Origin of the sequence: Pseudomonas sp. PS01300 (assembly GCF_029960155.1) — a bacterium.
Taxonomy (GTDB): domain Bacteria; phylum Pseudomonadota; class Gammaproteobacteria; order Pseudomonadales; family Pseudomonadaceae; genus Aquipseudomonas; species Aquipseudomonas palmensis.
In genome coordinates, this window is sequence record NZ_JASCPN010000046.1 from 19,694 (window position 1) to 44,449 (window position 24,756).

At 66.4% G+C, this 24,756-nt stretch carries 15 protein-coding genes and 1 tRNA gene; 13 read left to right on the plus strand and 3 right to left on the minus strand.

From position 1 onward, the window contains the following. The first annotated feature begins 250 nt into the window (after positions 1–250). Positions 251–493: a DUF2789 domain-containing protein gene (locus QMX96_RS19655; protein WP_043861319.1), complete on the plus strand. Its 243-nt coding sequence runs from the start codon at positions 251–253 to the stop codon at positions 491–493. Positions 494–562: 69 nt separating this feature from the next. Beyond that, a complete protein-coding gene (locus tag QMX96_RS19660) occupies positions 563–1,201 on the plus strand; it encodes an NADH:ubiquinone oxidoreductase subunit N (protein WP_282362260.1) in 639 nt (212 codons plus the stop codon). 3 nt (positions 1,202–1,204) lie between these two features. Here the strand turns inward: QMX96_RS19660 and QMX96_RS19665 are convergent, their stop codons facing one another. Continuing rightward, positions 1,205–1,645, minus strand: a complete 441-nt coding sequence (locus QMX96_RS19665) for a CBS domain-containing protein (RefSeq protein ID WP_043861317.1) — start codon at positions 1,643–1,645, stop codon at positions 1,205–1,207. Positions 1,646–1,749: 104 nt separating this feature from the next. Beyond that, entirely contained in the window at positions 1,750–2,376 is a 627-nt protein-coding gene (locus QMX96_RS19670; RefSeq protein WP_043861316.1) for a LysE family translocator, read from the minus strand. Between the two features lie 124 nt (positions 2,377–2,500). Here QMX96_RS19670 and QMX96_RS19675 point away from each other — a divergent pair, with 124 nt between their 5' ends. From QMX96_RS19675 to QMX96_RS19710, 8 genes are all read left to right on the plus strand, one after another. After that, entirely contained in the window at positions 2,501–3,919 is a 1,419-nt protein-coding gene (locus tag QMX96_RS19675; RefSeq protein ID WP_282362261.1) for a PLP-dependent aminotransferase family protein, read from the plus strand. A 58-nt stretch (positions 3,920–3,977) separates the two neighbouring features. Continuing rightward, positions 3,978–5,975: a TonB-dependent receptor gene (locus tag QMX96_RS19680; protein ID WP_078481732.1), complete on the plus strand. Its 1,998-nt coding sequence runs from the start codon at positions 3,978–3,980 to the stop codon at positions 5,973–5,975. A gap of 368 nt (positions 5,976–6,343) precedes the next feature. Further along, positions 6,344–8,116 carry a ShlB/FhaC/HecB family hemolysin secretion/activation protein gene (locus QMX96_RS19685; protein WP_054915887.1) on the plus strand — a complete coding sequence of 591 codons (1,773 nt, stop codon included), beginning with the start codon at positions 6,344–6,346 and terminating at the stop codon, positions 8,114–8,116. Positions 8,117–8,124: 8 nt separating this feature from the next. Further along, positions 8,125–8,643, plus strand: a complete 519-nt coding sequence (locus tag QMX96_RS19690) for a toxin-activating lysine-acyltransferase (RefSeq protein WP_054915888.1) — start codon at positions 8,125–8,127, stop codon at positions 8,641–8,643. Positions 8,644–8,683: 40 nt separating this feature from the next. Further along, the gene (locus tag QMX96_RS19695; RefSeq protein ID WP_282362262.1) at positions 8,684–17,764 is read left to right on the plus strand and encodes a hemagglutinin repeat-containing protein; all 9,081 of its coding nucleotides are present in this window, start codon (positions 8,684–8,686) and stop codon (positions 17,762–17,764) included. Next, on the plus strand, positions 17,764–18,378 hold the full coding sequence (locus QMX96_RS19700) for a GAD-like domain-containing protein (protein WP_043861310.1): 615 nt from the start codon (positions 17,764–17,766) through the stop codon (positions 18,376–18,378). Before QMX96_RS19695 ends, QMX96_RS19700 begins: the two co-directional genes overlap by 1 nt. Before the next feature lie 4 nt (positions 18,379–18,382). Further along, positions 18,383–19,000, plus strand: coding sequence for a hypothetical protein (locus QMX96_RS19705; protein WP_282362265.1), 618 nt, complete (start codon positions 18,383–18,385; stop codon positions 18,998–19,000). A 131-nt stretch (positions 19,001–19,131) separates the two neighbouring features. Beyond that, positions 19,132–20,037 carry a hypothetical protein gene (locus tag QMX96_RS19710; RefSeq protein ID WP_043861308.1) on the plus strand — a complete coding sequence of 302 codons (906 nt, stop codon included), beginning with the start codon at positions 19,132–19,134 and terminating at the stop codon, positions 20,035–20,037. A gap of 69 nt (positions 20,038–20,106) precedes the next feature. On the opposite strand, the gene QMX96_RS19715 is transcribed toward QMX96_RS19710, so the two are convergent. Next, a tRNA-Arg gene (locus tag QMX96_RS19715) sits at positions 20,107–20,183 on the minus strand. A gap of 262 nt (positions 20,184–20,445) precedes the next feature. Between QMX96_RS19715 and gabD the strand changes: the two genes are divergently transcribed. The 3 genes from gabD to QMX96_RS19730 all read left to right on the plus strand — a co-directional run bounded on the left by gabD (position 20,446) and on the right by QMX96_RS19730 (position 24,690). Continuing rightward, the gene (gene gabD, locus QMX96_RS19720; RefSeq protein WP_043861307.1) at positions 20,446–21,888 is read left to right on the plus strand and encodes an NADP-dependent succinate-semialdehyde dehydrogenase; all 1,443 of its coding nucleotides are present in this window, start codon (positions 20,446–20,448) and stop codon (positions 21,886–21,888) included. Positions 21,889–22,070: 182 nt separating this feature from the next. Beyond that, positions 22,071–23,351 carry a 4-aminobutyrate--2-oxoglutarate transaminase gene (gabT, locus tag QMX96_RS19725; protein WP_054915891.1) on the plus strand — a complete coding sequence of 427 codons (1,281 nt, stop codon included), beginning with the start codon at positions 22,071–22,073 and terminating at the stop codon, positions 23,349–23,351. A gap of 136 nt (positions 23,352–23,487) precedes the next feature. Beyond that, positions 23,488–24,690, plus strand: a complete 1,203-nt coding sequence (locus QMX96_RS19730; protein WP_282362266.1) for a response regulator — start codon at positions 23,488–23,490, stop codon at positions 24,688–24,690. The last annotated feature ends 66 nt before the right edge of the window (positions 24,691–24,756 follow it).

Genomic DNA, 24,756 nt, shown 5'->3' on the forward strand with positions numbered 1-24,756 from the left:
CCCGCTCCCACATGGGCAGCGGTGATCCTTGTGGGAGCGGGCTTGACCCGCGATTGGGCCGCAAAGCGGCCCCCACCCACCCTCGAGCGACGCCATCGGCATCGGACCGTCTGCATGTACCGCAACTGCAGCGACTAAACTCCAGCGGTCGGGACCGGCGGTGAAATTAAACGCCAACCCGACTGACCTCGAACGACCTGTGCGCTGTCTACCCCATTCAACCCGGCCTGACGTCCAGAAGGAGTGACCCATGGAAGCACCTACCCACAGCTTTAGCGCCCTGTTCAAGCAGCTTGGCCTGCCCGATGATCCCAAAGGCATCGACCAGTTCATCACCAGCCACTCGCCGCTCAAGGGCGACATCAAGCTGGTGGATGCGCCGTTCTGGACGCCGGCACAGCGCGAATTCCTCAAGGAGGCGATTCTGGAGGATGCCGACTGGGCCGTTCAGTTCGACCAGCTCAACGAGGCGCTGCGCAATCCCCGCAAATAAGCGCTGAGCGGCACCTGTACCTGCAGTTGGCGTTGCTATGCTCAGAAAAACAATAAGGGGATGGCGCCAATGAAAGATCCCTACGCACCCGGCTTCTGGGCGGCCGTGACCGCCCTGGGCCTGCTGAGCACCGGCTATTTCTACGGCGTTCGCCAGCTCTACCAGCTGGTGGAGGCCATGCGCTTCATGTACGCGGCCGCCGCCGTGATTGCGGCGCTGGCCCTCACGGCCCTGGCCTGGAGCAGCTGGCAGCAGCTCAAGGTGCGCAAGCGCCAGCTAGAGCAGGGCCGCACCCTGGTGGCCATCTGGAACACCAAGGTTGCCCTGCGCCGGGTCGAAACCGTATTCGACCGCTACTTCTGGGGCAGCTACTGGCAGCCGGGGCGCACTTTTCAGGAAGTGATGGGCGAGCTTGAAGGCACCCCGCTCGAACAGAGCCTCGAAGCCCTCAAGCGCCAGTGCCAGCAGCTCGACCAGCAGACCCGCGGGCGCCACCGCTACTGGCTGAACAACGCCCGCGAACTTTCCAGCGTGGCCACGGCCATGGCCCGCGAACGCTACCAGCTCGACCTGTGCGACTCGCAGCAGAGTGCCGGGCGCGGCAGCGCCGTGCTCAACCGCGACCTCGAAGTGCTGGTGTACACCTGGTCGGCGCGCCTGCGCAGCTTCGACCACCAGCTCGACGAGCTGGAGGGCGAATACCGCTGAGGTTCATTCGCCGCGGATGTACTGCTCCAGCTGCAGGATCAGGTTGGCCTGTTCGGCAATCGCCGCCTTGACCAGGTCGCCAATCGACAGCAGACCGATCAGCTGGCCGTTCTCCACCACCGGCAGATGGCGCAGGTGGCTGTTGGTCATCAGGTTCATGCACACCTCCACGCTCTGGTGCGGGTCTACCGTGACCACCGGTGCGCTCATGATGTCGCGTACCGGCGTGCCCACCGACGAACGTCCCTTGAGCACCATCTTGCGGGCGTAGTCACGCTCGCTGATGATCCCGACCACCTGGCCGTCATCGACCACCGGCAAGGCGCCGACGTTCTTCTCGCCCATCACCATCAGTGCCTCGAGCACCGTCTGGTGCGACCTGATGGTGTGTACCGCATGGTGTTTTTCTTCTTTGGTATTGAGCAGCTCTTTCACGGTTTTCATGTGCAGCCTCGGCGGTGGATAAGCGGCGATGCCTATCCCCTAAGAATCGTGCACGGATGCCCACTCGGCAAGGTTGAAAACGCCATGGGGCCGATTGAAAAACGTCATGCTCCGTCGAAACCGCGCATCAGCATCAACGCCACGCCTGTCAGCAGCACCGCCGTGGCCCGTTGCAGCAGGCGCCGACGCGCCGGCTGCTGCAGCACATGACGGATGCGCTGGCCGAAATAGCAGTAAAGGCAGCCGCTGGCAAACTGCAGCAGCAGGAAGGTCAGGCCGAGCACGGCGATGTCGCGGGTGTGGCTGGCAAACTGCGGGAACACCGCGCTGAACATCAGGATGCTCTTGGGGTTGGACAGCCCGGTCAGCAGGCCCCTGGCGAACAGCGCCCGGAAACCCTCCAGCGCCGGCCCGCCGCTATCGCCCAGCGCCAGCCCGGTACTGGTCCACTGCCGCCAGGCCAGGTACAGCACATACGCGACCCCCAGGGCCTGGATCAGCTGGCGCACCAGCGGGTAGCCCTGGATCAGCGCCGAAAAGCCCAGTGCAAACACCAGAATCGACAGCAGGTAGGCCACGCTGGCGCCCAGTTGTGCCGGCAGCGACTGGCGCAGGCCGGCCTTGAGGCCCAGGCTCAGCAACAGCAGGGTCATCGGCCCGGGGCTGAAGGTCATGCTGGCGCAGAACACCACGAAGTAACCGAAAGAGGAGGGCGTCAGGCCGAGGCTCATGGGGCAGTGCTCACAGTGCAAAGGCCGCAGTCTAGAGCGCGGGCCACGCTGCGGGCAGGCCAAGCAGCGGGCAATCGCGCCCGACTTTACTGGTAGGATTACCGGTAAACCTGTGGAGACCTGCATGCTGCCCGTCATCGAGTTCTGCCCCGGAACACCCAAGGTCCAGCAGATCGCCGAAGCCTGGGCGCGTGCCATCGAGGCCGGCGAGCTGCCGGCGGGCAGTCGCCTGCCGCCGGTGCGCGAACTGACCGCGCAACTGGGCGTGAGCAAGTTCACCGTGATCGAAGCGCTGGACCGCCTGCGTGCCCGCAACCTGATCACCTCCAGTCAGGGCCGCGGGCACTTTGTCGCCAGCCGTCACGCGCCGAGGGTGCCGGGGGGCGACACCGACTGGCTGCCGCAGGACCTGGCCAGCGTGCTGCGCCGCTCGCTGCTGGCCGATGACAACAGCATGCGCCCCGGCAGCGGGCACCTGCCGCCCGACTGGCTGGAGCCCGGCAACCTGCGTCAGGCATTGCGCGCCGTGGCCCGCTCCACGCGCCTGCGCATTGGCGGCTACGGCACGCCGGCCGGTTACCTGGCGCTGCGCCAGACCCTGCAGACGCGCCTGCTCGGCCAGGGCATCGCCGCGCCGCTGGAGCAGATCGTCACCACCAGCAACACCGTGCAGGCGCTGGACATGCTGCTGCGGGTGATGCTGCGCCCGGGCGATTGCGTGGTGCTCGACAGCCCGTGCTATTTCAACTTCCACGCCAACCTGGCCCTGCACGGCGCGCGCATCGTCACCGTGCAGCGCACCGCCGAGGGCCTCGACCTGGCGCGTTTCGAACAGCTGCTGGCGCAGCACCGGCCCAGGCTGTACCTGACCACCAGCGTGCTGCACAACCCCACCGGGCACTCGTTCACTGCGGGCCAGGCGTTCGCGCTGTTGCAGCTGGCGCGCCAGTACGACTGCCATGTCATCGAGGATGACCTCTACGCCGACCTGCACCCGCAGGCGCCGGCCCGCCTGGCGGCGCTGGCGGGCCTGGAGCAGGTGACGTACCTGTCCGGGTTCTCCAAGACCCTCAGCGCCAACGCCCGGGTCAGCTATGTGGTGGCCGCGCCGCAACTGGCCGCCAGCCTCACCCACATGAAGCTGATGAGCGGCGGCATCACCTCCGAACTGCTGGAGCAGGTGGTCGACCAGCTGCTCACCGATGGCAGTTACGACAAGCACCGCAAGCGCCTGCAGCTGCGCCTGCAGGAGGCAGCCGGGCGCGTCGAGCAGCGCCTGCGGGCGCTGGGCTGCGAGCCGCTGCAGGGGTATGCCGGCGGCCTGTTCATCTGGGTGCGGCTGCCCCCCGGTTGCGACGCCCAGGCCCTGGCCCGTGCAGGCCTGGCGCGGGATGTGCTGCTGGGGCCGGGCAGCCTGTTCGGCCCCGAGCCCGGCCTGTTGCAGTGCATGCGCTTCAACGTCGCCTGCAGCGACGACCCGCAGCTATGGTCGGAGCTGGCGGTACTATTGGACAGTTTTGCCGACCCGGCATCTGCGTTATAACGAACCCCCAAAAACGTCGGCACAGTGTGTAGCCGGCGGCCACCTTCAAGGAGTCACCATGTTGCCAAGGCGGCCCACCGTCCTCACCTTCCTGTTGCTTGGCGCGGGCTCCGCGAGCGCCGACAGTGTCGACCTGGCGCCGCTGGAAGTCACCTCCACCCGCGTGACCTCCGAATGGTTGCAGACCCCGGCCGCCGTCAGCTCGGTGAGCGTCGCCGACAAGCCCGGCGAACAGATGCTGACCCTCGACAGCCTGCTGATGGCGGTGCCCGGTGCGGTGCCGCAAAGCCGCTACAACATGGCCCAGGGCATGCGCCTGTCGATTCGCGGCTTTGGTGCCCGCTCCAGCTTCGGCATGCGCGGCATCCGCGTACTGGTCGACGGCGTGCCGTTGACCATGCCCGACGGCCAGACCGAGATGGACGGTGTCGACCTGAGCCTGGTGGAAAACATCGAAGTGATCCGCGGCTCGGCTTCCACCCTGTACGGCAACGGTGCCGGCGGCGTACTGGCGATCACCACCCGCGAGCCCTCGCTGGAGCCGCGCACCCTCGTGGACGTGGGTGGCGGTGCCGACGGCTATCGCCGCGTGCGTGCCGAAACCAGTGGCACCTCCGGCAACCTTGGCGGGTTGCTGGCGCTCAACGTCACCAACATGGACGGCTACCGCGATCACGCCGCCTCCGAAGCGCGCAACCTCACCGGCAAGCTGCGCTGGCAGGCCGATGCCGGCGTGCTGGGGGTAACCTTCCAGGCCCTCGACAACCGCTCCGAAGACCCTGGCGCCCTGACCCTCGCGCAGGTGCGCGACAAGCGCAGCCAGGCGCGCCCGCAGAGCCTGCTGTTCGACTCCGACGAACAGATGAACCAGCAACGCCTGGCGGTCAACTGGACCAGCCAGCTGAGCGACACCGACAGCTACCAGCTGCGTACCTGGCTGGGCCGGCGTGACTTCGGCAACCGCCTGCCGCTGCGCGCGGGCGGGCAGACCACCTACGAACGCCTGTTTGCCGGTGTCGGCGGGCAGTACACGCACCTGGCCAACTGGTTCGGCCTGGGTCATCAGCTCACCACCGGCATCGACATCGAGCAGCAGCGCGACGACCGCGAGCGGCACAACAACGAAGTCGGTGGTCACACCGGCAACCTCACCCTGCGCCAACGCGAAAAGGCCGGTGGCTATGGGCTGTACGTGCAGGACAGCATCGACCTCACCGAGCGTCTGCAACTGACCCTGGGCGGACGCTATGACGCCACGCGCCAGTCGGTCGACGACCGCTTCCCGAGCGACGGCGACGCCTCCGATGCGCAGCGTTTCGAAGACTTCAACTACAGTGCCGGCCTGAGCTACCGCCTTACCGAGCACACCATGGCGTATGCGCGGGTGGCCACCTCGTTCGAGACCCCCACCCTCAACGAACTGAGCAACCCGACCGCAGGCGGCTTCAACACCGGGCTGCAACCGGCGCGGGCGCTGACCCGCGAGCTGGGTGTGAAGGGCGAGTGGGACGACCTGCGCCTGGAGGCGGTGGTGTACAGCATCCTGCTCAAGGACGAACTGGTGGCGCAGAGCACCGACCGCGGCAACACCTACAGCAACGCCGGCAAATCGCGGCGTGACGGCTTCGAGTTGAGCGGCGAATACCGGCCTGTGGATAACTGGCGCCTGTCGATGGCCTACAGCTACAACGACTACCACTACACCCGTTTCGAGGGCTATGACGACAACCGTCTGCCGGGCATTCCCCGGCAGACCTTGTTCACCGAGGTGGGCTACGAGTCGGATGCGTTCTATGCACGGGTCAACATGAACGCCTATGGTCCGCAGTATGCGGACAACGCCAATGAGGCGCGGGTGGCGGGCAATGCCTTGTTCAACCTGCGCGTGGGCACGGTACTCAAGCTTCAGGGCCAGGAGCTGGAGCCGTACGTGGGTGTGGATAACCTGACTGACCGGCGTTACTACGACAACCTGCGCATCAACGACACAGGCGCCCGTTACTACGAGCCGGGCCCAGGTCGGACCTTGTACGCGGGCATCCGCGCGAGCTTCTGAAGGCCTGACGCCGAGCGAACAAGGCTGGCACCGCCGATCCTGCAGGCCATGGCGCCTTGCAATCGATGCAGGAGCCGGCCTTGCCGGCGAAGCGCCGCGCGGGCGGCGCTCGATCTGATCGATCGCCGCAGAAGCAGCGGCTGGCACCTTGTGAGGGCACATCTGGTGCCATCCCCTGCAAAACCTTGAACCCCATCACGTTTCCCACACCCCGTTGCAACTTTCTCGCGATATCCCCGTCAGAGCGGTGCGGAAGAGGTTGTAGGACAAATCACCGTCCCTCCCAGCAGGCTTGAACATTCAGCCGCGCACAACGCTCCGCCCCCCGATAACACTCCCCCAAGAATTCCGGCCCACAAGGATGTGCCATGCTGCCGATCGCCCATTGCCGGGCGTTGACGACACGTGTTGCCCACTGCTTCGTCAGCACCTCGCGCCCCACTCCCGCTGCCGCACTGCTGCTGGCCCTCGCTGCCTGGGCCGCCGGTGCCGGCACCGCCGCACACGCCGCCGACCCGAATGCCGAGCTGCTGCGCCAGCGCGACCGCGAGCGGGTGCAGCGCGAGCAGCTCGAAGCACGCCCCGACGTGCGCCTCGAAGCACCGCTGGCCGATGAAGGCGACGGCCGCCTGCCCGCCAACGAAACCCCGTGCTTCCCCATCCGCCAACTGCGCCTGGTGGGCGATGCGGCCGAGCGCTTCCAGTGGGCGCTGCGCGCCGCCAACCCCAAGGATGACCCGGCCACCGGGCGCTGCCTGGGCAGCGCGGGCATCAACCTGACCATGAAGCGCATCCAGAACGCGATCATCGAAAAAGGCTACGTCACCACCCGCGTGCTGGCCCAGGCCCAGGACCTCAACAGCGGCGAACTGACCCTGACCCTGATTCCCGGGCGTATCCGCGACATCCGCTTCGCCGAAGGCACCAGCTCGCGCGCCAATGCCTGGAACGCGCTGCCGGCGCACTCGGGCGACCTGCTCAACCTGCGCGACATCGAACAGGCCCTGGAGAACTTCAAGCGCGTACCCACCGCCGAAGCCGACATCCAGATCGCCCCGGCCCAGGCCCGCGACGCCGGCCCCGGCGAGAGCGACATCGTGATCGCCTGGCGCCAGGCCTTCCCGGCGCGGCTCAGCCTGTCTGTGGATAACTCCGGCAGCAAGACCACCGGCAAGTACCAGGGCAACCTGGCGTTGTCGCTGGACAACATCCTCTCGCTCAACGACCTGTTCTACGCCAGCGCCACCCACGACCTGGGCGGCGGCGAGTCGGGCAATCGCGGCTCCAAGGGCAACACGCTGCACTACTCGCTGCCGTTCGGCTACTGGCTGCTGGGCTTCACCACCAGCGAGTACGACTACCACCAGCAGGTGGCCGGCGAGAACGAGACCTACCAGTACCGCGGCGAAACCCGCAACAACGAGCTGCGCCTGTCGCGCCTGCTGTACCGCGATGCGGTACGCAAGACCACGGCCTGGGGCAGCCTGTGGACGCGTACCTCGGAAAACTTCATCGACGACACTGAAATCCAGCTGCAGCGCCGGCGCATGGCCGGCTGGGAAGCGGGCCTGAGCCACCGCGAATTCATCGGCGCCTCCACCCTCGACCTGAGCGCGGGCTACCGCCGCGGCACCGGTGCCCACGGCGCACTGCAGGCGCCAGAAGAACTCACCGGCGAAGGCACCTCGCGCTCCAAAATCATCAGTGCCGATGCCCAGCTGCAGGTGCCCTTCATCGCCTACAACCAGCGTATGCGCTACATCGGTGGCTGGCGCGCGCAGTGGAACCGCTCGGCGCTGGTGCCGCAGGACCGCTTCTCCATCGGCGGGCGCTACACCGTGCGCGGCTTCGACGGCGAGAACATCCTCTCGGCCGAACGCGGCTGGACCCTGCGCAACGAGATCGGCCTGGCCCTGGGCGATACCGGCCAGGAGCTGTACACCGGCGTCGACTACGGCGAAGTCAGCGGCCACTCCAGCGAGTACCTGGTGGGCAAGCGCCTGGCCGGTGCCGTGGTAGGGGTGCGCGGCGGCTACAAGGCGCTGTCGTATGACTGGTCCTGGGGTACGCCGCTGAAGAAGCCGGACGGTTTCGAAACGGCCAACATCACCAGTGCCTTCACTGTCTCTTTGTCGTTCTGAGGCCCGCCATGCGTATCGATCGCTTCGACATCATCGCCCCCGGGCTCTTCGACGAGCCCTGGAACGAGGCCACCGTGCTGGGCTCGGCCACCTGGCTGTGGATGCACTCCACAGCTCACCGCGACGCACCGCTGCACAGCCTGGCCACCCTGTTGCTGCCGGCGCTCAAGCACCGCCAGTTCGTGCTCGGCAGCGAGGCCGGCAAGCCGGTGTTCTACCTGTCCTGGCTCAACCTCGACGGCGCCGCCGAGCAGCGCTACATCCAGCGCTCGCCTGTCGAGATGGCCGATGCCGACTGGAACAGCGGCGAACGCCTGTGGATAAACGACTTCGTCGCCCCGTTCGGGCATGCGGCAACGCTGGCGCGCCTGGTGCAGCGCCAGCTGTTCCCCAACCGCTGCATGCGCGCCCTCGACCACCAGGGCGAAGTGCGCGGCCTGCGGGTCAAGACGCACCTGGGGATCGGCGTGATTCCCGAACAGGCCAAGGCCTGGTTTGCCGCTCACCCGCTGGAACTCACAGCGTAACCCTGACTTCTGGCGGTCTGGCACCGCAAATGGAATTGCAATGAACAAGCATCTCTACCGTATCGTTTTCAACAAGGCTCGCGGGCTGCTGATGGTGGTTGCCGAGAACGTCGCCAGCCAGGGCAAGGCGCCGGGCACCACCACCGGGCCCGTGGCCGGCTCGGCCGGCACACTGGCCGAACTGGGCCGCCTGCGTTTCGCAATGATGCTCGCCCTCGGCCTGGTGGCGCTGGACGCTGCACCTTCCTGGGCTGCCGGGGTGGTCGCCGATGGGCGTGCGCCAGCAGCCCAGCGCCCGAACGTGGGCCAGAGTGCCAACGGCACGCCGCAGGTGAACATCACCGCCCCCAGCGCCGCCGGCGTGTCGCGCAATACCTACAGCCAGTTCGACGTGGACAAGCGCGGGGTCATCCTCAACAACGGCGTCAAGGCCAGCCAGACCCAGCTGGGTGGCTGGATCCAGGGCAACGGCAACCTGAGCAAGGGCAGTGCGCGGGTGATCCTCAACGAGGTCAACGCCAGCAACCCCAGCCAGTTGCGCGGCTATGTGGAAGTGGCCGGTCAACGCGCCCAGGTGGTGATCGCCAACCCGGCCGGCGTCACCTGCGACGGCTGCGGGTTCATCAACGCCAACCGCGCCACCCTGACCACCGGCCAGGCGCAGCTTGAGAACGGCCGCATCACCGGCTACCAGGTCAAGGGCGGTACCCTCAGCATCCAGGGCAAGGGCCTGGACAGCGCCGACGCCGACTACACCGACCTGATCGCGCAGAGCGTGCAGGTCAACGCCGGCATCTGGGCCAAGGACCTGAAAGTCACCGCCGGGCGCAACCAGGTCAACGCCGACAACACTCGCGCAACCCGGCTGGCAGGCAGCGACGAGGAGGCCCCCGCAGTCGCCATCGACGTGGCCAAGCTCGGCGGCATGTACGCCGGCAAGATCATGCTGGTGGGCACCGAGGGCGGTGTGGGCGTGCGCAACGCCGGCACGATCGGTGCCGGCGCCGGCGAAGTGGTGATCAGCGCCGACGGCAAGCTGCTCAATAGCGGCACCCTCAGCAGTGCCGGCGCCACCCGCGTCGCCGCCAAAGGCGGGGTCGACAACAGCGGCACGGTCTATGCCAAGGGCGACCTGCAGCTGAGCAGCGCCGGCGACCTGAACAACAGCGGCACCCTGGCCAGCCAGGCCAATGTCGAACTCAAGGCGACCGGCGCGCAGTCGACCATCACCAGCAGCAAGGGCTCGGCACTGGCTGCCGGGCTGGACGAGAGCGGCAAGCTGGGCAAGGCCGGCAACCTGACCCTCACCGCGCAGCGCGTGCAGGCCCACGGCGAACACCTGGCCGGCGGCGACTTGCAGGTCAGTGCAGGCGACGTCGACCTGAGCGCCAGCCGTAACGTGGCCGGCAACATCACCCTCACCGGCGGCGACATCAACCTCGCCAACGCCAGCGTCGATGCCAGCAAGACCCTCAGTGCCACCGCCCGCCAGACCCTGCGCAGCGACGCCGCCAAGGTGGTGGCGGGCAACCTGCAAGTACGCGCCGGCGAGCTGTCGAACGTGGGCGGCGAGCTGACCCAGAGCGGCAAGGGCAGCACCTCGATCAAGGTCGACGGCACCCTCGACAACCGCAGTGGCCGCATCGCCAGCAACGCGACCCATGCCACGCTCAGCGCCGCCACCGTGGTCAACACCCACGGCCGCGTCGAGCATGCCGGCGCCGGCACCCTGCAGTTGACTGCCACGACGCTCGACAGCGCGCAGGGCACGCTGGTCAGCACCGGCACCCTGCAGGTCAAGGCCGGCCAGGTACAGCTCGACGCCGGCGTGGCTCAGGGCAAGGACGTATCGATCGAGGCCGACACCCTGTCCAACCGCGGCGGCAAGGTCCTGGCCACCCAGGGCGGCAGCCTTGCGGTCACCACCCAGGGCCTGCTCGACAACACCGGCGGCACCCTTGCGGCCAGCGGCAACGGCGTGTTCAACGCCGGCACGCTGGACAACCGCAGCGGCACCGTGAGCGCCGGCGGCACACTGTTTGCGGGCGCTGGCGAGCTGTTCAACACCGCCGGCACCTTCGCCGCGATCCGCCAGATGACGCTGACTGCGGCGCACCTGAACAACAGCGGCGGTACGGTCGGCTCGGTACAGGGCGCCCTGCTGCTGACTGCCCGCGACAGCCAGCTGGGCAACGTGGGCGGGCGCCTGGAAGCGGCGGGCGACATCGTGGTGAACGCTCAGGGTATCGAAAACAGTGGCGGCGTGATCAGCGGCCTGGCACTCAACCTGAACAGCAATGGCCAACTGCTGCAGAACGCCCAGGGCACCCTGGATGCGCGCAGCACCCTGGACCTGCGCAGCGGGCGCCTGGAAAACGCCGGCGGGCTGATCCAGTCCCAGGGCAGGCTCTACATCGATACCGGCGAACAGGCACTGGTCAACCTCGACGATGGCAGCGGCAAGGGCATCATCAGCCAGGGTGCGCTGGAGATTCACAGCGCGCATTTGAGCAACGCCGGCGGTTACATTTCGGCCAAGGGCGCGATGCAACTGCTGGCCGCCGACGTGACCAACGCCGGCGGGCGCATCGTCGGCGCCGACAGTGTGCAGGTGCAGGGCCTGCGGCTGAACAACCAGGCCGGGCAGATCCAGGCGCTGGGCGCCATCGACGTGGCCTCGGCCGAGCGTGTGGACAACCAGGGCGGCCTGATCCGCTCCGCCGGTTTGCTGCATGTGTCGACCGGCACCCTCGCCAACAACGCCACCCAGGCCGACAACCAGGGCCTGCAAGGGCACGCCCTGCGCCTTGAGTCCGACGTGCTGGGCAACCAGGCCGGTGTGATTCGCGCCGACACCACGCTGGACATCGGCGTCAGCCAACTGCTGGACAACGCGGGCGGGCTGATCAGCTCCAGCCAGCACCTGAACATTACCGACCGTGACCCCGCTGCGCGCCGCCAGAGCATCAGCAACCTCGACGGGCGCCTGCTGGCCGGCCAGTCGCTGAGCCTGAACGCCGCCTACTACAGTGGCAACGGTCAGGCCGTGAGCCTGGGCGACCTGACCCTGCGCCTGCTCGCAGGCCTTGAACTCAGTGGCCTGCTGCAGGCCAACGGCACCCTCGACGTGCAGACCGGCGGTGCGCTGAACAACAGCGGCAAGCTACTGGCCGGCCGCTCCATGCTGCTCGACGCCAGTACCCTGGACAACCGCGCCGAGGGTGAAATCAGTGCCGACCAGGTGCGCATCACTGCCCACCAGAGCCTGACCAACCGTGGCCTGATCGACGGCCAGAAGGTACGCCTGCAAACCGGCGTGCTGTACAACCTGGGCACCGGTCGCATCTACGGCGACCAGCTGGGCATCGCTGCCGGCACCCTGGTCAACGCCAACGAGGGCGACCGCTCCGGTGCCATCGCCGCCCGTGCGCGCCTGGACATCGGCGCCACGCAGATCGACAACAGCGAAGCGGCGCTGATCTTCAGTGCCGGCGACATGGCCATCGGCGCCACGCTGGATGACGCCGACCACGCCAGCGGCCGCGCCGCGCTGCTGACCAACGCCAGTGCCACCATCGAGTCGCTGGGGCACATGGCGCTGGACGTGCAGACCCTGCGCAACCTCAACAACCACTTCAGCACCCGCGACGTGGAAATCAGCCGCCAGAGCTTCCAGGAATTCCAGCTGGCCGGCTCGCCCAACCGCTACCAGGCCGACCAGGTCACGTTCCGCCACAACGAAGTGCAGTACCTGATCACCCCCGAGGGCCAGAAGGACAACTGGAACCGCTACGACGTGACCCGCGTGGTGCGCGAAACCCAGATCGCCACCTCGGCGCCGGGGCAGATCCTGGCCGGCGGCAACCTGGTCATCAACGCCGGCGAAGTGCTCAACGACAAGAGCCGGATCATCGCCGGCGGCCTGCTGCACGGCGCCATCGGCAGCCTGGTGAACACCGAGTTCAAGGGCCAGCAGGTCACCACCGACAGCGGCACGGTGACCAACTTCTACCGTATCCAGCGCAAGGGCCGCGACCGCCAGGGCGCCCGCGTGGCCGGTTATGTGCCCGCGCCGCTGATCCAGGAAATCTCGCTGCAGCCCACCGTATGGCAGGAGCTGGCCGCCGTCACCGGCAGCGGCACCCAGCTCGGCGGCCATGCCAGCCAGCTGAGCGACCAGCAGGCCGCCGGCGCCGGCGCGGTGGACAGCGCCGCCGCCAATGCCTACCAGGTGGCGCCGATCATCGAGGTGGCGGCGCAGGCCGGGCTCAATGCCGAAGGCGTCGGCGAGCAGATCCGCACCGGCGGCCCGGTGCTGACCCTGCCGAGCAACAGCCTGTTCGACAGCAACCCGCAGGCGGTGCGCAATTATCTGGTGGAAACCGACCCGCGCTTTGCCGGCTACCGCAACTGGCTGTCGTCCGACTACATGCTGCAACAGCTGCACCTGGACCCGGGGCAGACCCTGCAACGCCTGGGCGACGGCTTCTACGAACAGAAGCTGATTCGCGAACAGGTCGCCCAGCTCACTGGCCGGCGCTTCATCGACGGCTATGCCAATGACGAGGAACAGTACCGCGCGCTGCTCGACAACGCGGTTACCGTGGCCAATACCTGGCAACTGGTGCCGGGTGTGGCGCTGAGCGCCGAGCAGATGGCCCAGCTGACCAGCGACATCGTGTGGCTGGTGGAAAAACAGGTGACCGTGGCCGGCGGCGAAACCCGCAGGGTGCTGGTGCCGCAGGTGTACGTGCGGGTGCAGCAGGGCGACCTCAACGGCGCGGGTGCGTTGATGGCCGGCCAGCAGCTCAAGCTCGACGTGAATGACACCCTGAGCAACAGCGGCAGCCTCGGCGGGCGTAGCATCCTGGCGCTGACCGCGCAGAATGTGGAGAACCTCGGCGGGCGCATCCAGGCCGACAAGGTATCGGTGCAGGCACGCGAGAACCTCGACAACCTCGGCGGCCTGATCGGCGCCGTGGACAGCCTGGCGATCAGCGCCGGCAACGACCTCAACGTCATCTCCAGCACCCATGACAGCAGCAGCGAGCAGGGCACGCGCAGCAACCTGTCGCGGGTGGCCGGGCTGTTCGTCAGCGGCGCCGGCGGCACGCTCACGGCCTCGGCCGGCAACGACATCAACCTGGCCGGTGCCCAGGTGGTCAACGCCGGTGCCAACGGCAGCACGCAACTGGTGGCCGGCAACAACCTGAACCTGACCACTGTCACCGAGTCGCACCAGCAGTCGATCACCTGGAACAGCAGCAACTGGCGCAAGGACGCCAGCCGCACCGAGGTGGGCAGCAATGTGCAGGGCACCGGCGACGTCAGCCTCAAGGCCGGTCAGGACATCAACCTGCGCGCCAGCCAGGCCAGCAGCGAGCAGGGCATGGTGATGGCCGACGCCGGCCGCGACGTGAACCTGATGGCCGGGCAGAACTACCAGTTCGCCGACGAGGCGCACAAGGTCACTGGCGGCAACGGCATGTTCTCCAAGACCACCAGAACCACCCGTGACACGCTCAGCGAAACCACCGCCCAGGGCTCGACCCTCAGCGGCGAGCACACCTACGTGCAGGGCGGGCGCGACATCAACCTGCAGGGCGCCAACGTGGTGTCCAGCCAGCAGACCATCCTGGTGGCGGGCAACGACGTCAACATCGCGGCGGCCAGCGACAGCCGCAGCGAGCGCCACGACAAGACCGAGAAGACCAGCGGCCTGTTCAGCGGTGGTGGCATCGCCGTGACCGTCGGCACCCAGGAGCAGCGGGTCAAGGACATGACCACCAGCACCACCGCGGTGGCCAGCACCGTCGGCTCCACCGAAGGCGACGTGCTGATCGAGGCCGGCAAAAGCTATCGCCAGGTCGGCAGCCAGGTCATGGCGCCCAAGGGCGACGTGGATATCCGTGCCGAGAAGATCGCCATCGTCGAGGCGCGCAACACCAGCGAGCGTGAGCGTCAGACCCTGTTCAAGCAGACCGGCGTGTCGCTGACCCTGACCAACCCGGTGATCAGCGCCATCCAGACCACCCAGCAGATGAAGCAGGCCTCGGACAAGACCGAAGACGGGCGCATGAAGGCGCTGGCCGCGGCCACTGCGGCACTGGCGGCCAACAACGCGGCCACCGCGGTGGCCACCGATCCGGGTTCGGCGGGCGGGATCAACCTGAGCCTGTCGCTGGGCACCAAGAAGAACCAGAGCACCACCGAGCAGCACAGCGATACCGCTGCCGGCTCGACCATCGTCGCCGGCAACGACGTGCGCCTGATCGCCACCGGCGCCGACGAGGACAGCACCCTCACCGTGCGCGGCAGCCAGATCAAGGCCGGCAACAATGCCAGCCTGCTGGCCGACGGCGACATCAACCTGCTGGCCGCCACCAACACCAGCACCCAGCAGACGGACAGTACCGGCAGCAGTGCCAGCGTCGGTATCGGCCTGTCGCTGGGCGGCACACGCAACGGCTTCACCCTCGACCTAGGGGTGTCGGGCAATCGCGGCGAAGCCGATGGCGAGGACCTCACCCACACCAACACCCATATCGATGCCGGCAACCAGCTGGTCATGGTTTCGGGCGGCGACACCAACCTCAAGGGCGCGGTGGTCAGCGGCAAGCAGGTGGTGATGGACGTGGGCGGCAACCTCAACATCGAGAGCCTGCAGGACACCAGCACCTACACCGTGGACGAGAAGAGCCTGGGCGTGGGTATCAGCCTGTGCATTCCGCCGTTCTGCTATGGCATGAGCTCGGTCAGTGGTGCCAGCGGCAGCTTCGGCGCCACCGACATCGACTCCAGGTACGCCAGCGTCACCGAGCAGTCGGGGATCAAGGCCGGCGACGGCGGCTTCGATATCTACGTGGCCGGCAACACCGACCTGGTGGGCGCAGTGATCGCCAGCAGCGACAAGGCCGTGCAGGACGGCAGCAACCGCCTGGTCACCGCCAGCCTGACCAGCCGCGACATCAGGAACGAGGCCGAGTACAAGGGCAGCAGCCTGAGCCTAGGCGGCGGTTACCGCGAGGTCGGCAAGGACCAGCAGGGCAACGCCACCAGCGGCGCCACGCAGACCCCTGGCACCGACCTTGCCAAAAACGAGAACGACATCGGTGTGAGCATGCCGATCGCCATCAGTGCCAGCGATAGCGCCAGCAGCGTGACCCGCAGCGGTATCAGTGGTGGCAGTATCGTCATCACCGATGCGGCCGAGCAGCACAAACGCACCGGCAAGAGCGTGGACGAGGCCATAGCCAGCCTCAACCGCGACGTGTCCAGCGACCGCGATGGCAGCAATGCGCTGAAGCCGATCTTCAACGAGGAGCAGATTCGCGCCGGGTTCGAGATCGTCGGCGCGTTCGCCAACGAGGCGGGCACCCTGCTCAACAACAAGGCCAAGGAAGTCGACGCCAAGCGTAACCAGGCCAAGGAGGCCGAAGCCAAGGCCGCCAACCCGGAACTGGGCGACGGCGAGCGTACTGCCTTGCTGCTGGCGGCCAGCGACCTGCGCCATCAGGCCGACGGCATTGCCGAAAACTGGGGCGCCGGCGGCACCTACCGGCAGATCACCACCGCGCTGGTGGGTGCGGCCAGCGGCAACATCAGCGCCGGCAACACGGCGTTCATGCAGGGCCTGGTGGTCAACTACGTGCAGCAGCAGGGCGCGGGCTATATCGGCGAGCTGGTGGCCAACGGCAGCCTTATCGAAGGCTCGCCGGTACACGCGGCGCTGCACGGCATCCTCGCCTGCGCGGGTGCGGCGGCCAGCAGCCAGAGTTGTGGCAGCGGTGCGGCCGGGGCGGCGGCATCGAGCGTGCTCACCGGGTTGTTCTCCGAAGCCAGCCCCAACGAGTCCGAGGCGCAGCGTGAAGCCAAGCGCAACCTGATCACCAGCCTGGTCACCGGGCTGGCCGCCAGCACCGGCCTGGATGCCGCCACCGCCAACACCGCCGCTGGCGCCGCCACCGACAACAACTGGCTGGCCACCCAGCAACTGGTGCAGGCCAAGAAGGAGCTCAAGGAAGCCGAGGGCCTGGCGGACGAGCTCAAGGTCATTGCCAAGTGGGGCTTCATCAGCAAGAAGCAGGACCTGCTGACCCAGGTTGGCGTGGGGCGTGGCCTGGTCGAGGCCGGCATCAACGATATCGAGGGGCTGGCGCAGTTCATCGCGCACCCTATCGATGGCCTCAAGGGCATCAAGGAACTGATTTCCAACCAGGAGGCGCGCGACAAGCTGGGCGCCGATGTGGTGGATGAACTCAACGCCAAGATCGACCGCGTGACCCTGGCGCTGGAGGTGGGCGGTGACGAGCACGCCATGCAACTGGGGCGTGACCTGGGCGAGATCGTGTGGCAGGCCGGCAGCATTGCCACCGGCGTGGGCGGCGCGGCCAAGGCCGGCGTGACGCTGGCCAAGACCGGCATCAAGATGGGCCGGGCGGGTCTGGAAAAAATGGCCGCCAAGGCCGAAGTGCTGGTCAAGGAAGCGCCGGTGGCCAAGGTCGAGCTGCCCCCTGCCGGCAAGCCGGCGGCGGGTGCGGGCACCGTGGCTACCGTCGAGCGCCTGGACGAACTGCCCGTGAAGCAGTTCAACCCCTATGACAACCCGCGCTACAAGGAGATGACGCCCACCGAGCAGCAGGCGTACCTCAAGGAATACAACAAGCAGTTGCAGGCCCAGCAGGAGGCCATCAACAACATGACCGCCGACGAGTTCAAGTTCGCCCGCGAGGCGTTCGACAGCACCGGGCGCAACCCCGACGCGGTGGCGCTGCAGCGCAAGTTCGGCCGCGAATTCGAGCGTAGCGTGGCCGAGAACATCCAGAAGGGCCTGGTCAACAACGGTGTCGACCCCAAGGTCGCGGCGCAGATGGCCAAGGCACGGGCCAAGGAAATCAAGTCGAACCTGGCCGCACTGCACGAGCCCGACATGGTGGCTGGCGGGTGGGTAAAACCCGACCCTGTTAGAATGGGCAATTCGAACGTCAACTCGTCGATCGGCGCCAGCTGGTCGAGCCGGCTGCCGCTGCTGGACGAGACCGTGCGCAAGGCGGTGGAGGCGGGCAACGGCAGTGCCAAATTGAACATCAGGTTAGAGCTAGCCAGGGGAGCCAGTCAGTGATGAAGGACGCATTTCTCGAGATGTTTATCGAGGCCATGGGCGAGCCTGCCCATCAGCGGCCCGTGCCGGCCGAAAGCATCGCGCAGTACCGTGGCCGCCTGCCGGACAAACTGCTGGAGTACTGGCAGGAGCAGGGGTGGGGCAGCTATGCCGACGGCCTGTTCTGGCTGGTCAACCCGCACGACTACCAGCACCTGCTGGACATGTGGCTGCAAGGCACCGAGTTCGAGAAGCTGGACACCTACCATGTGATCGGCCGCACGGCCTTTGGCGACCTCTATGCATGGGGCGAGACCTATGGCCGCAAGCTGATCGTGCTGTGTGCGTACAACCGCGTGTACGCCATGAGCAGCGAAAAGAACGTGCCCTGCAGCAACCCGGACCTGGAGCTGCAGTCGTTCCTGTCGATGGTCGAGCGCGAGGACTTCGACATGGAGGACGCCGATGGCGAGTTCCTGTTCGAGCGTGCGCTGCAGGCCCTGGGCCCGCTGGGCGAGCAGGAGCTGTACGGCTTCGAGCCCGCGCTGGTGATGGGCGGCAAGGCGGTGCTGGGCAACCTGCGCAAGCTGCAGCTGGATGTGCACCTGACGATTCTTCGCCAGTTCGGTCGCTGAGCGCATGACCCTGCTCGATGACTGGATAGCGTGCCGCGAAGGTCGCGTCGTGCTCGACAGCTCGCACTTTCTCGGCTTGTTCAAGGAGCATGGCAGCGACGCGGAGCTGGCGCAGATCTTTGCCGGCTTTGCCCAGGCCGATGCCTTGCAGGCGCGGGCGCAGCAGGTGCTGGTGGCAGGTTCGCTGGACAGCAGCCTGTACCTGTTGCCGCAGCGCGGCTGCGATGAAGGCCGGCTCAAGGCCGCGGCGCTGGCCTGGTGGAACGAACAGGCACGGTACTGCCTGTCCACCCAGGGGCCGTGGCCGGAGCAGGCCCACTGGCAGCCTGTGGTCGAGGTGGTAAGCCGCGAGGTGGCGTTGAAGGCGTTGCAGAGCGATGCGCCGAATGCCTGGGTGTTCGAGCATTTCGCCGACACGGTCATCGAGGACGTGCGTGACAGCCAACTGCCGATGTACGCGCTGCTCGAAGCGTTGTACGGGATTGCCGCTGACTATTACCTGGCGTGGTACATCGCGGCGCCGCTGCTGGCGCTGGAGGTGGATTTTGCGCGTTATTTCGAGCTGTGGCGGCTGGGGGGCATGAGCGTGGTGCTGCAGGACCGGCTGCTGGTGGCCGGTTGACAGGTATCAGCAGAGCCGGCATCGACGGCGAACAGGCCCGCACCGCCTGCCAAAACCTCCGGCACTGCCTGTAGACTCTCCAGCGCCCCGCACCTGTGCGGTTGATCGATCAAGCGTTGAGAGGATAGAGAATGAGTCTCTGGGATGACCTGAAAAAGAAAGCCGTCGACGCCAACCCCGAGCTTGCCGCCAAGGCGGCCCAGGCGCTGACCAAGGCCAGGGAACTGGCCGTGGAGGCCGGGCAGAAGGCCGCGCCGGTGCTCAAGGAGGCCAGCGAGAAGGCCGCTGCCTACGCCCAGGAGAAAACCCCGATCCTCAAGGCCCAGGCGCTCAAGGCCATCGACGACGCCAAGGTGCGCCGCGCCGAGCTCAAGGAGCGCGCCAGGCACGACAAGGCCGCGCGCGAGGAAATGGTGCGCACCATGTATGACATCAGCCTGTCGCCCGACGACCCCAATTTCATCGACGAGCCGTTCAACCACTACGATCGCCAGTTGCATTTCTTCGTGGTCACCGGCGAGATTCTCGACACCCAGAAGCGCAACCAGACCCACCTCAGCGCCAGCCACTCGCACCATTCCGGCGGCGGCTACATGATCGACGGCTACGGCTCCATCGGCGGCAGTTCGTCGTCGATGCACGTGAGCAGCCACAACATCCAGGAGCATGAGTTCTGGGTGAAGCTGCGCGATGGCAGGGAAGCGTGTTTCCAGTTCGCCGACAGTGCCGTGCGCATCCGCACCGGGCAGACAGTGAGCATGCTGTTCGCCCGCCCTGCCGACACCCAGACCGGGCAGATGGTGGCGCTGTACAACCACAGCTCGCAGGAAAACCATGTGATCGCCGGGCCGGCCGCGATCAACCAGATATTCAACCTGTATACCGTCGAGCCCGGGCTGTTCAACGGCAACGAAGTGACCACCCGGCGCAACCGCCTGCTGCAGGAGCTGGATCGGCGGCTGGGGCAGTTGGCCAGGTACTCGGCATTGCATGGCAACAGCCAGGGGCAGCTGATAGAGGGCGAGCGCACGGTCTGAGCCCGGCCTGCCCCTTTTGCGCGCCCATGAAAAAAGGCCCGGGTTTTCACCTGGGCCTTTTGTCGTAGATGGCGCACTCGGCGGGATTCGAACCCACGACCCCTGCCTTCGGAGGGCAGTACTCTATCCAGCTGAGCTACGAGTGCAACGCGGGCGCCATGATACCCATCTGCACCCTTGCCGTCCATCGCCAGTAATGTTGTGTTCGATTCCGAACACTCGCCGGCGCAAAAGTGACGCTGATCTGAAATTTCAGGGTCTGCTAGGCTTTTTGTTCTTTTTTTCGAACACCCTATTGTCCTTTGTTCCCGTTGATCCTAGGATTCGTTTGAGATTTCAAACGCTCTCCTTTTTCTACAAATCAATAATTCGCCCTGTGTTCGCACGGTGCAGTTAAGGAAGCCCGACATGCAGCTCAAAGACGCCCAGTTGTTCCGCCAGCAAGCCTTCGTCAACGGAGAGTGGCTGGACGCGGACAACGGTCAGACGATCCAGGTGACCAACCCGGCCACCGGTGAAGTGCTCGGCACCGTGCCTAAAATGGGCGCCGCCGAAACCCGTCGCGCCATCGAGGCCGCCGACAAGGCTCTGCCGGCCTGGCGCGCACTGACCGCCAAGGAGCGTGCTGGCAAGCTGCGCCGCTGGTTCGAACTGATGATCGAGCACCAGGACGACCTGGCCCGCCTGATGACCTCCGAGCAGGGCAAGCCACTGGCCGAAGCCAAGGGCGAAATCGCCTATGCCGCCTCGTTCATCGAGTGGTTCGCCGAAGAAGCCAAGCGTGTCTATGGCGACACCATCCCGGGCCACCAGCCCGACAAGCGCCTGATCGTGATCAAGCAGCCGATCGGCGTTACCGCGGCCATCACCCCGTGGAACTTCCCGGCTGCGATGATCACCCGCAAGGCCGGCCCGGCCCTGGCCGCTGGCTGCACCATGGTGCTCAAGCCCGCTTCGCAGACCCCGTACTCGGCCCTGGCCCTGGTCGAGCTGGCCACCCGTGCCGGCATCCCGGCTGGCGTGCTGAGCGTGGTCACCGGCAGCGCCGGCGACATCGGCAGCGAACTGACCGGCAACCCGATCGTGCGCAAGCTGTCCTTCACCGGCTCGACCGAAATCGGTCGCCAGCTGATGGCCGAATGCGCCAAGGACATCAAGAAGGTTTCCCTGGAGCTGGGCGGCAACGCTCCGTTCATCGTGTTCGACGACGCCGACCTGGACAAGGCCGTCGAGGGCGCGATCATCTCCAAGTACCGCAACAACGGCCAGACCTGCGTCTGCGCCAACCGTATCTACGTGCAGGACGGCGTCTACGACGTGTTCGCCGAGAAGCTCAAGGCGGCAGTCGCCAAGCTCAAGATCGGCAACGGCCTGGAAGACGGCACCACCACCGGCCCGCTGATCGACGGCAAGGCCGTGGCCAAGGTGCAGGAGCACATCGCTGACGCGGTGAGCAAGGGCGCCAAGGTACTGAGCGGCGGCAAGCTGATCGAAGGCAACTTCTTCGAGCCGACCATCCTCGTCGACGTGCCGAAAAGCGCTGCCGTGGCCAAGGAAGAAACCTTCGGCCCACTGGCTCCGCTGTTCCGCTTCAAGGACGAGGCCGAAGTCATCGCCATGTCCAACGACACCGAATTCGGCCTGGCCTCGTACTTCTATGCCCGTGACATGAGCCGTGTGTTCCGTGTCGCCGAAGCCCTGGAATACGGCATGGTCGGCATCAACACCGGCCTGATCTCCAACGAGGTCGCGCCGTTCGGTGGTATCAAGGCCTCGGGCCTGGGCCGCGAAGGCTCCAAGTACGGCATCGAGGACTACCTCGAAATCAAATACCTGTGCATCAGCGTCTGATCGCAGCGTAAGGCTTTACCTCTGCCAGCGGGGCGCGAGAGCGCCGTCCCGCTGGCCTTTTTTACACCGTGACATCCGGCCGCCTGGGCCCCTGCAGCAGTCGATCAACGCATGCTGCTGCAGTCGAATACCGGCCGCCCCGATCGAATCGCGCCACCTGCGTGTGGCGAAATGAGGACATTATGAGCAAGACCAACGAATCCCTGATGCAACGCCGTGTAGCCGCCGTCCCACGTGGCGTCGGCCAGATCCACCCGATCTTCGCCGAGTCGGCCAAGAACGCCACCGTGACTGACGTCGAAGGCCGCGAGTTCATCGACTTCGCCGGCGGTATCGCGGTACTCAACACCGGTCACGTGCATCCGAAAATCATCGCTGCCGTTGAAGCTCAACTGCACAAGCTGACCCACACCTGCTTCCAGGTACTGGCCTACGAGCCGTATGTCGAAGTGTGCGAAAAGATCAACGCGCTGATCCCGGGTGATTTCGCCAAGAAAACCCTGCTGGTCACCACCGGTTCCGAAGCCGTTGAAAACGCCATCAAGATCGCCCGTGCCGCCACCGGCCGTGCCGGCGTGATCGCCTTCACCGGCGCCTACCACGGTCGCACCATGATGACCCTGGGCCTGACCGGCAAGGTCGTACCGTACTCGGCCGGCATGGGCCTGATGCCAGGCGGCATCTTCCGCGCCATCTACCCGAACGAACTGCACGGTGTGAGCATCGACGACTCGATCGCTTCGATCGAACGCATCTTCAAGAACGACGCCGAAGCCAAGGATATCGCTGCGATCATCCTGGAGCCGGTCCAGGGCGAAGGCGGTTTCTACGTCGCGCCTAAAGAGTTCATGAAGCGTCTGCGCGCCCTGTGCGACCAGCACGGCATCCTGCTGATCGCCGACGAAGTACAGACCGGCGCTGGCCGTACCGGTACCTTCTTCGCCATGGAACAGATGGGCGTCGCGCCTGACCTGACCACCTTCGCCAAATCCATCGCTGGCGGCTTCCCGCTGGCCGGTGTGTGCGGCAAGGCCGAGTACATGGACGCCATCGCTCCAGGCGGCCTGGGCGGCACCTACGCCGGTAGCCCGATCGCCTGCGCCGCGGCCCTGGCCGTGATGGAAGTGTTCGAAGAAGAAAAACTGCTGGACCGCAGCAAGGCAGTCGGCGAGCGTCTGGTCACTGGCCTGCGCAAGATCCAGGACAAGCACCCGATCATCGGTGACGTGCGTGCCCTGGGCTCGATGATCGCGGTCGAGGTGTTCGACAAGGCCGGTTCCCACACCCCTAACCCGACTGCCGTTGCAGCCGTCGTGGCCAAGGCGCGTGACAAGGGCCTGATCCTGCTGTCGTGCGGTACCTACGGCAACGTGCTGCGCATCCTGGTTCCGCTGACCTCGCCTGACGAGCAGCTGGACAAGGGTCTGGCCATCATCGAAGAGTGCTTCGCCGAACTGGCGTAAGTGTGACGCGATAGGAAAAAACCCGCCTCGGCGGGTTTTTTTTCGCCCAAAGCCCGACAAGGGCGCTAAGGTTTGCACAGGAGCTACCTTGGAAGACGCCCTGGATGGCGTGCATCGAGATGTCAGGAGAAGCCCGATGACCGTTTCAAACCCACCCACCGCACCCTGTGTGCTGATTGCCGAAGGCGACCCGTGGGTGCGTGACATGCTCAAGGACATGCTGCTCAGCGTGCGCTGCGATGCCCGCCTGCACGTCTGTGCCAATGGCCACGAGGCGCTGTCCGCGCTGGCCAGCCAACCCGATCTGATCATCGCCGCCCGCGAGCTGCCCGGCATCGACGGCCTGGACCTGCTGCGCAGCGTGCGCGCCAAGCGCCGCAGCTTGCCGTTCATCCTGATCAGCAGCCGCAGCGATGTGGCCAGCGTGCGCGAGGCGCTGCCGCTGGCGCCCACGGCGTACCTGAGCAAGCCGCTCAATGCCGACCTGCTGCGCCAGCGCCTGGAGGAGCAACTGCTTGGTGCCGGCGAGGCGGTGGCCTGCCCGGTGCCGGCATTGCGCCCGGGCATCACCTTGTCGCGGTTTCTCGAAGACCACCGCAGCACCGCCGATGGCGGGCCGTTGCTGGCTGATGTGAAGCAGGCGATCAAGCACGCGCTCAACCCCGAGGGGCTCAACCTCAAGGCACTGGAAGAAGAGATCCGCAACGACCCGCAGATCACCGCGGTGCTGATCGCTGCGGCCAACAGCGCGGCGCTGCATCGTGACGGTGCGGTGCAGACCCTGCTGCAGGCGTTGAACAAGCTGGGCACCACACAGAGCATGAACCTGATCATGGGCCTGGCACTCAAGCGCAGCGCCAGGCTCAGCGACCCGTTGCTGTCACGCCATGCCGAGCATTTCTGGGGCCTGTCGCTGCACACGGCCGAGTATGCCGCCAGCCTGGCGCGGTCGATGGAGCTGGACCAGGAGCGTTGCTACTGTGCCGGCTTGCTGCATTGCCTGGGCGACCTGGCGTTGCTGCGCTGCCTGCAGGAGTGGAGCCTGGCCGGGGGCGAGCTGGACGAGGACGCGGTGCAGTTGTCGTTGAACGAGTATGGCGCTGCGTACGGCTCGGCGCTGCGTACCCGCTGGCGCTTGCCGCTGGAGCTGCGCGAACTGATTGCCTCGGTGTATCAGTTGGGGGGCGGGGTGTACTCGCGGGAGAACCTGATCTTGAACCTGGCCGGGCAGCTGGCGCGGCTGCCGGCCGAGCAGGGCCTGGAGCAGTTGGCCGAGAGCAAGACGGCGCGCCTGCTCAAGGTGGGGTTGGCGCAGCTGGAGCTGCTGCGCAAGGCCTGAGACCGCAATCGCGGGCCAAGCCCGCTCCCACAGGGCCCTGGTAAACCTGTGGGAGCGGGCTTGGCC